This is a genomic window from Collimonas arenae (assembly GCF_001584165.1).
In the GTDB taxonomy this organism is placed as follows: domain Bacteria; phylum Pseudomonadota; class Gammaproteobacteria; order Burkholderiales; family Burkholderiaceae_D; genus Collimonas; species Collimonas arenae.
The window spans coordinates 2,674,025-2,687,339 of sequence record NZ_CP013233.1 but is presented as its reverse complement, the minus strand read 5'-3'; the positions used below and the strand labels follow the sequence as shown (position 1 = coordinate 2,687,339).

The 13,315-nt window shown below is 56.4% G+C and carries 11 protein-coding genes and 3 pseudogenes; 11 read left to right on the top strand and 3 right to left on the bottom strand.

The window, feature by feature from the left end; all coding sequences use genetic code 11:
* Nucleotides 1-81: 81 nt before the first annotated feature.
* Complete coding sequence (locus CAter10_RS12460) at nt 82-1,152, bottom strand: ABC transporter substrate-binding protein (RefSeq protein ID WP_164840446.1); 1,071 nt, start codon at nt 1,150-1,152, stop codon at nt 82-84.
* Between the two features lie 275 nt (nt 1,153-1,427).
* Here CAter10_RS12460 and CAter10_RS12455 point away from each other — a divergent pair, with 275 nt between their 5' ends.
* The 4 genes from CAter10_RS12455 (at nt 1,428) to CAter10_RS12440 (ending at nt 4,834) form a co-directional block, all read left to right on the top strand.
* Entirely contained in the window at nt 1,428-1,889 is a 462-nt protein-coding gene (locus CAter10_RS12455; RefSeq protein ID WP_061533655.1) for a hypothetical protein, read from the top strand.
* 280 nt (nt 1,890-2,169) lie between these two features.
* Nucleotides 2,170-2,937, top strand: a complete 768-nt coding sequence (locus CAter10_RS12450) for a GNAT family N-acetyltransferase (protein WP_061533654.1) — start codon at nt 2,170-2,172, stop codon at nt 2,935-2,937.
* Nucleotides 2,934-3,794, top strand: coding sequence for a UDP-2,3-diacylglucosamine diphosphatase (locus CAter10_RS12445; protein ID WP_061533653.1), 861 nt, complete (start codon nt 2,934-2,936; stop codon nt 3,792-3,794). The genes CAter10_RS12450 and CAter10_RS12445 overlap by 4 nt, the downstream gene beginning before the upstream one ends.
* Entirely contained in the window at nt 3,776-4,834 is a 1,059-nt protein-coding gene (locus CAter10_RS12440) for a glycosyltransferase family 4 protein (protein ID WP_061533652.1), read from the top strand. The genes CAter10_RS12445 and CAter10_RS12440 overlap by 19 nt, the downstream gene beginning before the upstream one ends.
* 58 nt (nt 4,835-4,892) lie before the next feature.
* On the opposite strand, the gene CAter10_RS12435 is transcribed toward CAter10_RS12440, so the two are convergent.
* Nucleotides 4,893-5,699: an outer membrane protein assembly factor BamD gene (locus tag CAter10_RS12435; protein ID WP_061533651.1), complete on the bottom strand. Its 807-nt coding sequence runs from the start codon at nt 5,697-5,699 to the stop codon at nt 4,893-4,895.
* A 71-nt stretch (nt 5,700-5,770) separates the two neighbouring features.
* Here CAter10_RS12435 and CAter10_RS12430 point away from each other — a divergent pair, with 71 nt between their 5' ends.
* On the top strand, nt 5,771-6,808 hold the full coding sequence (locus CAter10_RS12430) for an RluA family pseudouridine synthase (protein WP_061533650.1): 1,038 nt from the start codon (nt 5,771-5,773) through the stop codon (nt 6,806-6,808).
* A gap of 70 nt (nt 6,809-6,878) precedes the next feature.
* Nucleotides 6,879-7,658, top strand: coding sequence for a peptidoglycan editing factor PgeF (pgeF, locus tag CAter10_RS12425; protein ID WP_061533649.1), 780 nt, complete (start codon nt 6,879-6,881; stop codon nt 7,656-7,658).
* Nucleotides 7,659-7,674: 16 nt separating this feature from the next.
* Here pgeF and CAter10_RS12420 read toward each other — a convergent pair whose 3' ends face one another.
* On the bottom strand, nt 7,675-7,929 hold the full coding sequence (locus CAter10_RS12420; RefSeq protein WP_061533648.1) for a hypothetical protein: 255 nt from the start codon (nt 7,927-7,929) through the stop codon (nt 7,675-7,677).
* A 60-nt stretch (nt 7,930-7,989) separates the two neighbouring features.
* Between CAter10_RS12420 and phaC the strand changes: the two are divergent.
* The 5 genes and pseudogenes from phaC (at nt 7,990) to CAter10_RS12395 (ending at nt 13,283) form a co-directional block, all read left to right on the top strand.
* Nucleotides 7,990-9,764, top strand: a pseudogene (gene phaC / locus CAter10_RS24570) (class I poly(R)-hydroxyalkanoic acid synthase).
* 91 nt (nt 9,765-9,855) lie between these two features.
* A pseudogene (locus CAter10_RS12410) lies at nt 9,856-10,595 on the top strand (3-ketoacyl-ACP reductase).
* A 196-nt stretch (nt 10,596-10,791) separates the two neighbouring features.
* Nucleotides 10,792-11,355, top strand: a complete 564-nt coding sequence (gene phaR / locus CAter10_RS12405) for a polyhydroxyalkanoate synthesis repressor PhaR (RefSeq protein ID WP_061533646.1) — start codon at nt 10,792-10,794, stop codon at nt 11,353-11,355.
* Between the two features lie 112 nt (nt 11,356-11,467).
* Nucleotides 11,468-12,849: pseudogene (gene rimO, locus CAter10_RS12400) on the top strand (30S ribosomal protein S12 methylthiotransferase RimO).
* A complete protein-coding gene (locus CAter10_RS12395; RefSeq protein ID WP_128083063.1) occupies nt 12,849-13,283 on the top strand; it encodes a hypothetical protein in 435 nt (144 codons plus the stop codon). The pseudogene rimO and the gene CAter10_RS12395 overlap by 1 nt, the downstream one beginning before the upstream one ends.
* The last annotated feature ends 32 nt before the right edge of the window (nt 13,284-13,315 follow it).

The window sequence follows — 13,315 nt, the reverse complement described above, 5'->3', positions numbered from 1 at the left end:
GACTCGAAGCGGCGCATTCGCGCCGCTTCAAACCGGTAACTCAGTACGTCAGCCCGTTGGCTTTGTTGAACAGGGCGATGTCTACATAATTGGACAGGCGGTTGCTGTTTGCCACGTCGCCCACCATATATCCCCCACGTCAAAGCCGCCGCTCGGAATCGCGTATTCGGATTGGCCGGCGACGCGCTTGCCCGTTTGCAGCAGCCGCACCCACGATTTGGCTGCAGTGAAACCTTCCAGCGTCAGCGCCGATACCGGTTCATCGCGATATTTGCGCATCATGTTCAGGTGTTCAAGCTGGATCGACGAACTGCCCATGCCGGGGTTGGGCACCACCTGTGAAAACACCGTCCACTCGACTCCTTTGCCGCCGGCCAGTTGCCGTAGCGTTGTCAGGTTGGTGAGGGAAGAGCCGGCGACAAAGGTCTGCGGCGCCAGTTTGCGGAAATCCTTCAGGAACAGGCCGGCGCTTACCGAATCGGCGATCATGACGACGCAGCCCGGCTTGGCATTGGCCAGTTGTTGGGTTTCGGCGCTGACTTTGGCGCGGTCACTGCTCAAGTGCACGGTGCCGCTGAGTTTGATGCCGCTTTGCTGCATTTGCTCGGTCAGGCGGCGATAGGCGTCCGCGGTAGCGGCGGATTCCTGATAGACGACGCCGATATCCTTGATACCGAGTTTGCCGAAATGGGAAAATATATGACGAATTTCCTCCTGGTAGCTGGGGCGCCAGAACAGGACTTTCGCATCCTTCTGATAGTCGGCTCCAGCTAGCGGCGCGTAAAGTGTCAGGCCGCTGCGTTTGAAGTCGGCGGAATTCAGCACTGCACGGGTGACATCGTCGCCGACTCCGCCGAACAGATATGAGGCATGCGCCTGGTCGACCAGTTCGGCCACGGCCTTGACTGCCAGGTCGCTCTGGCCGCGGTCGTCGCGCACCAGGTATTGAATGCGGCGGCCATTGATGCCGCCCTTGGCGTTGAGTACGTCAAAGTAGGTTTTAATCCCCGCAACATAATCGCGTCCGAGGTCTGCGTTCGGCCCGGAAAGATCGATTGCCTGGCCGACCACGATGGTTTCCGGCGCAGCTTCCGCCAGCAGTGGTAGGCATAGTGCCGCAGCGCTGAGGGACTTGCACAAAATGTGTTTCAAGTTTAATTTCATCGGAGCAGTTGAAATTCAGCGAGGGAGAAGTCGCGATTTTGGTTGCAAATTGTTACCGCTTGATGAATTTGTTGTGTGTTTTGAAGCTAATTTCTTGCTGCGGATTGAATAATTGTATATATTATTTATACGATTTATTTTTTGGAGAGTTGAATGGTTACCAGTAAAAGTGTGAAACGTGTCGTGAAGAAGCCTGCTGCCGTGGGCAAGGCCCGGCGAAACCTGTCGGTCGCCCAGCTGTCAAGGCAAGCCCGGCGGCGGCATTGAAAGCGTCAATCAAATCGGCAATCAAGTCACCAGCTAAGCCAGCACCTAAGCCGACAGCCAAGCCGACAGCCAAGCCGACAGCCAAGCCGGCTGCTCCCAAGGCCGCAAAGCCGGCTCTCAAGCCGTTGACGAAATCGCTGATCGTTACCAAGCCTATCGCGCCAAAACCGGCGTTGCCTTCCGGTAAACCGACATCGGGCATCAAGTCGCTGCCGGATTCCAAAGCCAAGGTCAAGAAAGCCAAACTGGTGCGCGACAGCTTTACCATGCCTGCTGATGAGTACCAGGTCCTGGGCGACGTCAAGAAGCTGTTCCTGAAGGCCGGCCTGGAAGTGAAAAAGAGTGAATTGCTGCGCGTTGGCGTGGCCCTGATCCGCGATCTGGACCTGGCCAACCTGAAGCTGGCTGTGGCGAGCCTGCCGCCGGTCAAGGCTGGGCGCCCTAAGAAAGAGAAATAATCCTGCACGAGGCGCCGCCGTCCGCGTTTCGGCTTCCTGAGTTGACTCATCACCAATTGAGGCGTTCAGGGCCGATTCGCGGTTTGGGGATAGCCCCCCGGTGACACTCGTTACCGGAACGTCACCCCCATGTTTTCCTGCAGATTAGCCAGTTACCGCCAGCATTGAAAATTTCCTGATACGTCACTGTTGCTGTGTCATCAAACCGAAATAAACTTGTCATTTCCTTGAAGTAATCGGAAGTTAGGCTTGTCATCGTCACAATCTGAAAGGACGATGAATGCGACTGCTAACCAATCCCGGCGATGCAAGCCCAAGTGTTTCCAAGTTGACGGTAAGTCTTGCAAGTACACCGGAAGAAGTACGCGAAGTGCAACGCCTGCGCTACAAAGTGTTTATCGAGGCGATGGGCTTGTCTGCGCTAGCCAATGCAGACGGTTTGGATAGCGATGAATTCGACACCTATTGCGATCATCTGATCGTACGCGATACCAAGACGCTATGCGTGGTGGGGACCTATCGCCTGATGAGTCCGCATGCGGCACGGCGCATGGGGCGTTATTACTCGGAGCAGGAATTCGATCTAGGGCGACTCGACAATTTGCGCAGTAGCATTGCCGAAGCGGGGCGTGCCTGTATCGATCCCGACTATCGTAGCGGCAGCGTCATCATGCTGTTGTGGGCCGGTCTGGCCGCATATATGCGACGCGAACGTTGTGACTATCTGATGGGCTGTGCCAGCGTTAGTCTGGCCGACGGCGGGCACAACGCCGCGGCCTTGTATCATGCGCTGGATCAGAATAATTTTTCACCAGCTGAATATCGTGTGACACCGCATGTGCCGTTCCCAGTGTACGAACGCGAAGCCGGACACGTGGCGCAGATGCCGCCGTTGTTGAAAGGCTACCTGCGCAGCGGTGCCTGGGTTTGCGGCGATCCTGCCTGGGATCCTGATTTCCATTCGGCCGACTTCTTCCTGCTGTTACCGCTGTCGAAGCTGGATGACCGGTACGCGCGCCACTATCTAAAAGAAACGAGGGCGGCATGAAGCCCGGCGAGCAGTTCCTGGATGCGGCGTTCCTTGGCGCCGGACCCGGTTCCAAGCGCGAGCCGATCCGCTTTCGCACGATCTGGATTTCCGACGTGCATTTGGGAACAACGGGATGCCAGGCTGCTCGCCTGCTGGAATTCCTGCGCGCGACCGAATCCGACACTTTGTATCTGGTAGGCGACATCGTCGACGGCTGGCAGTTGAAGCGTCGCTGGTATTGGGATCAGGTTCACAATAACGTGGTGCAGACGGTATTGAAAAAAGCCAAGAAGGGCACCGAAGTGATCTTCGTTCCAGGCAACCACGACGAAGCCGTTCGTCAATTCATCGACCTCGATTTCGGCGGCATACGGATCCGCGACGAGCTAGTGCATACGACAGCAAACGGCAAGCGCATGCTGGTGTTGCATGGCGATCGTTTCGATGGCGTGATCGCCTGCGCCAAGTGGCTGGCATATGTCGGCGACGGCCTGTACACGGTCATCCTCAAGTTCAACCAATGGTTCAACGGCTGGCGTGCGCGTGCCGGCTTGCCGTATTGGTCGCTGTCGCAATACCTGAAGCTGAAGGTCAAGAACGCGGTCAACTACATCTCGTCGTTTGAAGATGCGTTGGCGGCGGAGGCCCAAAAGAAGGGACTCGATGGCGTCATTTGCGGCCATATTCACAAGCCGGAAATTCGCGACATCAATGGCATTACCTATTGCAATGACGGAGATTGGGTAGAAAGCCTGTCGGCACTGGTGGAGGATGCCAACGGTGAGCTGCGCCTGGTCACTTGGCAAGAAATCATGCAGCAAAAAAATGCCGTATCCAGTTACCAGAATCGTGAATTATGCGAATTGCCATCGTAACGGACGCAGGACAGTCGCAGATCAATGGAGTGGTCAATACCTTGCGAGCCACCTGCGCTTGTTTGCGCAATAATGGCCATGAGGTGCTGCTGCTCAGTCCCGACGATTTCCCCACCTTTGCCTGCCCCACTTATCCTGAAATCCGGCTGGCCCATAAGCCATACGCCCGGGTTGCCGCCAGCCTCAAGTCATTCGGCCCGGACTGCATCCACATTTCCACCGAAGGTCCGATGGGCCTGGCGGCGCGGCGCTTTTGCCTGCGCCAGGGAATTGGCTTCACGACGGCCTACCATACACGTTTTCCGGAATACCTGAGTGCGCGCTCGATTCTGCCCAAGGCGATCACTTATCGTTGGCTACGTTGGTTTCATGGGCCGTCGAAAGCGATCATGGTGCCGACACCGCACATGCTCAAAGAACTTGAACAGCACGGTTTCCGTCGGCTGGTGCTGTGGGGGCGAGGTGTCGACACCGAGCACTTCAGGCCGGTCGACGAAGATCATGCCTGCATCGAGCGGCCGCTTTATTTGTATGTAGGCCGGGTCGCCGTGGAAAAGAATATCGAGGCATTCCTGCAGGTTGATTTGCCTGGCAGTAAATGGGTGATTGGCGATGGTCCGCAGCGTGAGGAGCTGCAGCAGCGCTACCCTGAAGTACAGTTCCTCGGGGCCAAACCGCATCACGAACTGACCTCGTACTACAACTGCGCCGACGTCATGGTATTCCCCAGTCAGACAGATACGTTTGGGCTGGTGATGGCAGAGGCCATGGCCTGCGGAGTACCGGTGGCGGCTTACCCGGTTTCGGGCCCGGTCGATGTGGTGGCGCATGGCCGTTCGGGAATTCTGGATGTCGACCTGACTAGCGCCTGCCAGCGGGCGCTGAGCCTTGACAGACGGGAGGTGCGACAGCATGCGCTGGAATTTTCGTGGGAATCGGCGACCCAGCAGTTCCAGCATCATCTGCACCAGATCCAATGGCTGAAAGCACCCTCAAAGAGCTTGCTGAGCAGCCGTTCACGACCGGTATCCGGGTTGTAGATGCAAAAAAGCCTCGCTCAGCGAGGCTTTTTTATTTTGTGATTCCTTTTGGCGATTCTTACTTCCAGAATTTCCACCACGGTGCTTTTGCGACCACTTGTCCGCCACCGTTATAGAACCGGCTGTTCGGGTAGTTTTTCTTCATGACGCGTTCGGCGTCGTCGCGCAGCTGGGTCAGGCCCAGTGCATCGTATGACCTGACCATGATGAACAGCGCTTCTTCAACCGCAGGCGCATCCCGGTATTCCTGGATCGCGCTCTCTGCGCGGTTGGCTGCCGCAACGTAGGCGCCGCGACGATAGTAGTAGCCCGCCACGTGAACATCATACTGAGCCAATGCATTCACCAGATACTTCATGCGCGCCAGCGAATCCGGAGCGTAGGTGCTGTCCGGGAAACGCACTACGACTTGCTTGAAGGCATCAAAGGCGTCGCGCGCAGCCTTTGGATCGCGCTCGGTAGCATCTTCGCTAGCAAGGAAGTCGAAAATGCTGACCTTGTCGTTAAAATTGACCAAGCCGCGCAAGTAGTACATATAGTCCACATTGGGGTGATTTGGATGCAATTTGATGAAGCGATCGATAGCGGCCAGCGCTTCAGGCTGCTCGCCTTGGCGGTAGTGGGCGTAGGCAATGTCCATCTGCGCCTGTTGCGCATAAGTGCCAAACGGATAGCGGGACTCCAGCTTTTCAAAGTACTTAATTGCCTTGTCATAGCCACCACTGTTCATTTCGTCCTTGGCCTCCGAGTATAATCGGGGCGCAGACCAGTTTGCGGTTTCATCGACCTTGTCTGGCAATAAGCCACACGCGGATAGGGATAGAGCGAATGCGACAGCAGCTAGTTTTAAGAGTCTTTTTTGCATAGTGGTTTGCAAGATTGCGCGTATTTACGTGTATTAACGATGGATTGATTATAGCCGATGGACTTCATGTGATGTCATTTACCAAGCCAAATTTGGCTGAAAGTCTGCCAGAAGCTGATTTTGATGCCGATATCGAGGATATCGATGAGGGCGTTGAAGGAGCCGATGCGACCACCGCAAGTGCGCCGATCGTACTGCATTTGACGCCAGATGTGTGCGGTACGCGCCTGGATAAAGTGGTTTCCGGCCTGGTGCCGCAATATTCCCGCAGCCGTATCCAGCAATGGATAGAGGCCGGGCACGTTACCGTGGATGGCAAGCCGGCCACGACCAAGATGACTACCTACGGCGACGAGACCGTGGTGGTGCTGCCACAACCGGCACCCGATGAGCAGGCTTTCAAAGCCGAGGACATGGCCTTGTCGGTCGTGTATGAGGACGCCGCCATCATCGTCATCGACAAGCCGGCCGGGCTAGTGGTACATCCTGCCGCCGGCAACTGGTCGGGAACGCTGTTGAATGGTTTGCTATATCGCTGGCCATCACTGGTGGGGGTGCCGCGCGCCGGCATCGTCCATCGCCTGGATAAGGACACCAGCGGCTTGATGGTGGTCGCCAAGACGCTGGAGGCGCAGACAGATCTGGTGCGCCAGTTGCAAGCCCGCACTGTCAAACGCCAGTACCTGGCGCTGGTGTGGGGGACGCCGCAGTTGAACGGCACCATAGACAGCCCGATGGCGCGCCATCCGCGCGACCGCATCAAGATGGCGGTATCGGACAGCCTGATTGCCAAACCGGCGATCACCCACTATCAGCGTCTGGCTACCGGATTGCTGGATCGCCGCCCAGTCAGCTTGATGGGGTGTCGCCTGGAAACCGGTCGCACCCATCAAATCAGGGTGCATATGCAATCCCTCGGTTTTGCGCTGGTAGGCGATGCGCTTTATGGCAAACAGCACCTGATGCCGAGCTTTCCGCGCCAGGCGCTGCAGGCGTCGCGCCTTGGCTTGATTCATCCGGTCAGCGGCAAGGCCTGCGAATGGTTCGCGCCATTGCCGGCGGATTTTGCCGAACTGTTAACACGCGCAGGCATCACCGCGCCGGAGTAATTGCCGGCTGTCGTGCCGGGATAAGGGTCCCGTGCTGGTTTTCATGACACTGAATTGGAACGCTGGGTATATGCAATTGATTATTCCTGACTGGGCCAACGTGCCGCAAAACGTTGGCGCTCTTTCAACTACGCGAGTTGGTGGCACAAGCCAGGACCCTTATGGCGATGGATCTGGCGGCGGTGGACTGAATCTGGGGGCGCATGTTGACGATGCGCCGCAAGCTGTTGCCAGTAATCGCGCACTGCTTGCTGTCGTGTTGCCAGCCGAGCCGGTATGGATGACGCAGGTACACGGTAGTCATGTCGTCGATGCCGATTCCGCCGCGATCGGTGTTGAAGCGGATGCTGCCATCACCACCAGGCCCGGTGTGGTTTGTGCGGTGCAGACCGCCGATTGTCTGCCGGTGCTGTTTGCTGACTTGCACGGGCGGGTGGTCGGCGCGGCCCATGCGGGTTGGCGCGGGCTGGTCGGCGGCGTCTTGCAAAACACGGTAGCCCGGATGAGGCAGGCGGGAGCGGAACAGATCGTGGCTTGGCTTGGGCCGGCGATCGGCCCCGGACAGTTCGAAGTTGGCGCCGATGTGCTGACCGCATTTGTCGATGCGGCACAATCGATGCAGGCTGAGCCACAAGTGCTTGTACAGACTCGGGATTGTTTTCGTCCCATCGCTGCGCGACCGGGAAAATATTTGGCGGATATCTATGAGTTGGCGCGGATCGCGCTACGACAGGCCGGCGTTGAGGATGTGTATGGCGGCGGATTGTGCACCGTAGCTGACCGCACGTTTTACTCTTATCGCCGAGACCGCGTGACTGGTCGGATGGCGTCATTGATCTGGTTGAAATAGACACCGGGTTGCAAGATTATTTTTCTGGCGAAGCAGGCGGCTGATTGACCTCGGAAGTGACTGGCAAGGCTTTCTGTTGCGGCAACAAGCTTGCGGATTTTGCGGCCTGTTGTCGATTTCTCTTGCGCTGCGGCGTGCCCATCAGGTATAAAACAATTGTCAAAGGAAAAACACCATACAGCAGAAATGTCATCAGGGCGGCAATCACGGAAGACTCCGTAATGGCCATCATGGAGACGACGTAAATCCAAGCGATGGCGACGATATACATACGAATTTGTTCGAGTTTCAGAGTCAATCCGATAAGATACGCCAAAACAACGGTCACAGCATGAATACGCCAATTTTTCCTGTCTTCGATCCAGCCGCATTGTCGCAACTCTCGCAGCAATTCAACCAGTCGTTCAATCCCCAGTTCCTCCAGCAGCTTGGCAAGGTGGCAGATCCCAATGTGTTTCTGGACTGGCTCAATGCCGCCGGCAAGAATGGCGCAGGTGCGCAGGCCACTGCTGGTTTCGGCGATCTTGGCATTTCGCTGGATCCGGCGGCATTGGAAAAACTGCAAATACAATACACGGCGCAATTGACCTCGCTATGGCAAGACATGCTGGCGTCACGCGTGCCAACTATCGCCGACCGGCGTTTCAATGCGGCGGCATGGCATGACAATCCGCTCCATGCATTCAATGCAGCCGCCTATTTGCTGAATGCGCAATTCCTGACCGCGATGGTCGAAGCGCTGGATGCGCCGCCGAAGGTGAAGCGCAAGATCGGTTTCACCGTGCAGCAAATGATCGATGCGATGGCGCCGTCGAATTTTTTGGCGACCAACCCGGTGGCTCAGCAAAAGATTGTGGAGACCAACGGCGAAAGCCTGACCAAGGGCATCGCCCACCTGATCGCCGATATGAACAAAGGGCGGGTGTCGCAGACCGATGAGTCGGCGTTCGAGGTCGGAAAGGACGTCGCCACCACCGAGGGTGCGGTGGTTTTTGAAAATCCGCTGTTCCAGTTGATACAGTACACGCCGCTGACCAAGAAGGTGTATCAGCGGCCCCTGTTGATCGTGCCGCCTTGTATCAATAAATTTACATACTGGACCTGCAGCCGCAAAACTCGCTGGTGCGCTACGCCGTGGAGCAGGGGCATACCGTGTTCCTGGTTTCCTGGCGCAATGCCGACGAGTCGTTGGGGCATACAACCTGGGACCAGTATATCGACGATGCGGTAATCAAGGCGATTCAGCTGGCGCAGGATATTTCCGGTCAGGACAAGATTAACGCGCTGGGCTTCTGTGTCGGCGGCACGCTGCTGTCGACCGCGCTGGCAAAACTGGCTGCCGAAAAGATCAATCCGGTTGCCAGTCTGACCTTGCTCACGGCATTCCTCGATTTCAGCGATACCGGCATTCTGGATGTGTATATCGACGACATGCAGATTCGCATGCGTGAGCAGGCCATCGGCCACGGCGGCCTGATGCCGGCGCGCGAGTTCGCATCCGCGTTTTCCAGTTTGCGGCCGAATGATCTGCTGTGGAACTACGTCGAATCAAATTACCTCAAAGGTGAAGATCCAACGGCATTCGACTTGTTGTACTGGAACGCCGACAGCACCAACTTGCCGGGGCGATGTTTTGTTATTACTTGCGCAATATGTACCTGGATAACGCGCTAAGGGATGCCGGCAGGCTGGCGGTGCACGGCACCAAGATCGATCTCGGCAAGATTGATGCGCCGACTTTCATCTACGCTTCGCGCGAAGACCATATCGTGCCGTGGACGTCGGCGTATACGTCGACCACATTGTTGAATCCGAAAAAGCCGTCGCGCAACCGTTTCGTGCTGGGCGCTTCCGGCCATATCGCAGGTGTCATTAACCCGCCGGCCAAGAACAAGCGCAGCTATTGGACCAATCAAAAACCGGAGGCGATGCCGAGTCCTGGCTCGCGCAGCGGTTGAGCATCCCGGCAGCTGGTGGACCGAATGGGCAGAATTTTTGGCGGAGCACGCCGGAAAACAGGTGGCCGCGCCCCGTAAATTGGGAAATACTAAATACGACGTGATCGAACCGGCTCCCGGCAGATATGTCAAAGTCAGAGCAGAATAAAAGTAGACGCATGAAGTGCGCAAAGCGGGCAGGGCAAGTAGAAGATAGGCAGCACATCGTTTTTTGAATTGTTTTTTGAAGGAGACAAAAGATGGCAAAGCGAATCGTTTATGTGACCGGGGTATGGGTGGAATCGGTACCCCGATTTGTACTCGTCTTTGCACCGATGGTCACACAGTGGTGGCCGGTTGCGGCCCGAACTCTACACGTAAGGATAAATGGCTGGCCGACATGCGAGCCAAGGGTTTTGATATCCACGCCTCTGAAGGAAATGTCTCCAGCTGGGAGTCGACCAAGGCGGCATTCGACAAGGTCAAGGCGGAAGTTGGCGAGATCGACATCCTGATCAATAACGCCGGTATTACGCGCGACGGTCAGTTCCGCAAGATGTCCAAGGCTGATTGGGATGCTGTGATCGACACCAACCTGAATTCCCTCTTCAATGTCACCAAGCAGGTCATCGACAGCATGGCGGATCGCGGCTGGGGGCGGATTGTCAATATTTCATCCGTGAACGGACAGAAAGGCCAGTTCGGCCAGACCAACTACTCGACCGCCAAGGCCGGTATCCATGGCTTCACCATGGCGCTGGCGCAGGAAGTGGCGACCAAGGGCGTGACCGTCAACACGGTTTCGCCAGGTTATGTCGGCACCGACATGGTGCGTTCGATCCGGCCGGATGTGCTGGAGAAGATCGTCGCCGGAATTCCGGTCAAGCGTTTGGGGGAGCCGGAAGAAATTGCTTCCATCATTTCCTGGATCGTCTCGGAAGAGGGTGGTTATGCAACCGGGTCAGACTTCTCGCTGAACGGCGGGTTGCACATGGGTTAAGTAGCAACCGGCCGCGCGGACATGGCATTTGTCCGCGCGGTTGCCGGAATGGCATTGCGTGATTTGCAATGCAATAAACTTTCGACACTGTCAGATGTACATGTTTTGCGCAATATAATGGGCTGTGCTGTAGCAAACATAGATTTGCAATGCGAAACATATAAAATGCGTTACGGCGCAGTAACCTGGGACTGAAATGACTACTACAAAAAAAATGTCTGAACGTTTGATCAAAAAGTATCCGAACCGCCGCTTGTACGATACGCAAACCAGTTCATACATCACATTGACGGACGTCAAGCAGCTGGTATTGGACAACGAGGAATTCGTTGTGCTGGATGCCAAGACCGATGACGATCTGACGCGCAGTATTTTGTTGCAGATTATCCTGGAAGAAGAATCCAACGGCACGCCGATGTTTTCCAGCGCTGCGCTGTCGCAGATCATTCGCTACTACGGCCATGCGATGCAGGGCATGATGGGCTCTTATCTGGAAAAGAATATTCAGGCCTTCATCGATATCCAGAACAAGCTCGCAGAAAACTCGAAGGGTTTTTACGAGGGCAAGCCGTTCAGTCCTGAAATGTGGACGCAGTTCATGAACGTGCAAGGGCCGATGATGCAGGGCATGATGAGCAACTACATCGAGCAGAGCAAGGGCTTGTTCATCCAGATGCAGGAACAGATGCAGAACCAGACCAAGAACATGTTCGGTACTTTCCCGTTTGCTCCGCCGCCGCCCGACAAGACCAAAAAATAAGTCGCAGCGGCGCTCGGTATACGGCCGCGCTGCAGGTTTTTAGCGCTCATTCAAGGTAACCATGGCAATGGAAGGGGTACAATAGCGACTTTGCTTTGACCCCATCTTCGCCATGTCCAACGTCATTCCCGCAGCGCCTGCTGCGCCAGCTATAGCCCCTAAAGTCGGTTTCGTCTCCCTTGGTTGCCCCAAGGCACTGGTCGATTCCGAACAAATCCTGACCCAGTTACGTGCAGAGGGTTATGAAACTGCCAAGTCTTACGAGGGCGCCGACCTGGTCATCGTCAACACTTGCGGCTTTATCGATGCCGCCGTGCAAGAGTCGCTGGACGCCATTGGCGAGGCGCTGAGCGAAAACGGCAAGGTCATCGTCACCGGTTGCCTGGGTGCGAAGAAAGACGCCGACGGCGACGACATCATTCAGAAGATCCATCCGAAAGTGCTGGAAGTTACCGGCCCGCACGCGGTCGGCGAAGTCATGTTCGCGGTGCACAAGCATCTGCCGAAGCCACATGCCCCTTTCATCGATCTGCTGCCGCCGCAAGGCATCAAGCTGACGCCCAAGCATTTTGCTTACCTGAAGATTTCGGAAGGCTGCAATCATCGTTGTAGTTTTTGTATCATCCCTTCAATGCGCGGCGACCTGGTTTCGCGGCCGATTGCCGATGTCATGCTGGAAGCTGAAAACCTGTTCAAGGCCGGCGTCAAGGAATTGCTGGTCATTTCGCAAGATACTAGCGCCTACGGTGTCGACGTCAAGTTCCGTATGGGTTTCTGGAACGGCAAGCCGGTCAAGACCCATATGACCCAGCTGGTGACCGCACTGGGCGAACTGGCGGCGCAATACGGCGCCTGGGTCCGCCTGCATTATGTCTATCCTTACCCGCACGTTGACCAGATCATTCCGCTGATGGCCGAAGGCAAGGTGCTACCTTATCTGGACGTGCCGCTGCAGCACGCCCATCCGGACGTGCTCAAGCGCATGAAGCGCCCGGCCAGCGGCGAAAAGAATATCGAACGCATCCAGGCCTGGCGCGCCATGTGCCCGGACCTGACCATCCGCTCTACCTTCATCGCCGGTTTCCCGGGCGAGACTGAAGCGGAATTCGAATACCTGCTGGATTTCCTGAAAGAAGCTGAAATCGATCGCCTAGGCTGCTTCGCCTATTCGCCGGTCGAAGGCGCAACTGCCAACGCGCTGGACAATCCTGTGCCGGAAGAACTGCGTGAAGAGCGCCGTGGCCGCGTGATGCAGTTGCAGGAAGAGATTTCCAAGAAGCGCCTGCAAGCCAAGGTCGGCAAGACCATGCGCGTGCTGATCGATTCGGTCGACCGCAATGGTGGCGTTGGCCGTTCCAGCGCCGACGCGCCGGAAATCGATGGCGTGGTCTACGTCAAGCCGCCTATGAGCCGCACAAGAAGCTGATGGTTGGCGAGTTTGTCGATGTCACCATCACGGCATCCGATGCGCATGACCTGTGGGCCGCTGCATGATGGCAGGGAAGTTTGTAATTGCACTGGCTTTGTCGCTGGGCCTGACTTCAGGCCTGGCGCTGGCGGATGGCGATACTGCTGCCACAGCGCCGGCGGCAGTCAACCTGTTCGCCAAACCGCTCGACTTGCGCGGCACCTTGGGTGATGCCAAGATCGAAATGCATCTGCAATTGAAGCCGGATCCAACTGAGGGCATCCAGGGGACCTATGTGATTGCCGGACAGAGCGGCAAGATCCTGCTGGCCGGCGAATCGGAAAATACCGATGTCATCATGGAAGAATCGGTCAACGGCAAGGATGTTTCTGGCGAGTGGGCCGGCACCCTGGTTGGCAATACTTTCAGCGGCACCTGGTCGACCACTGACGATGCCGTCACCAAGCCGTTTGTGCTGGTGGTGCAGCACTTGGCGCAGACTGCGCGTTCAGGCAAGTAATTCAGATAAGTAGTTGTTCGAGAAACTCCTCA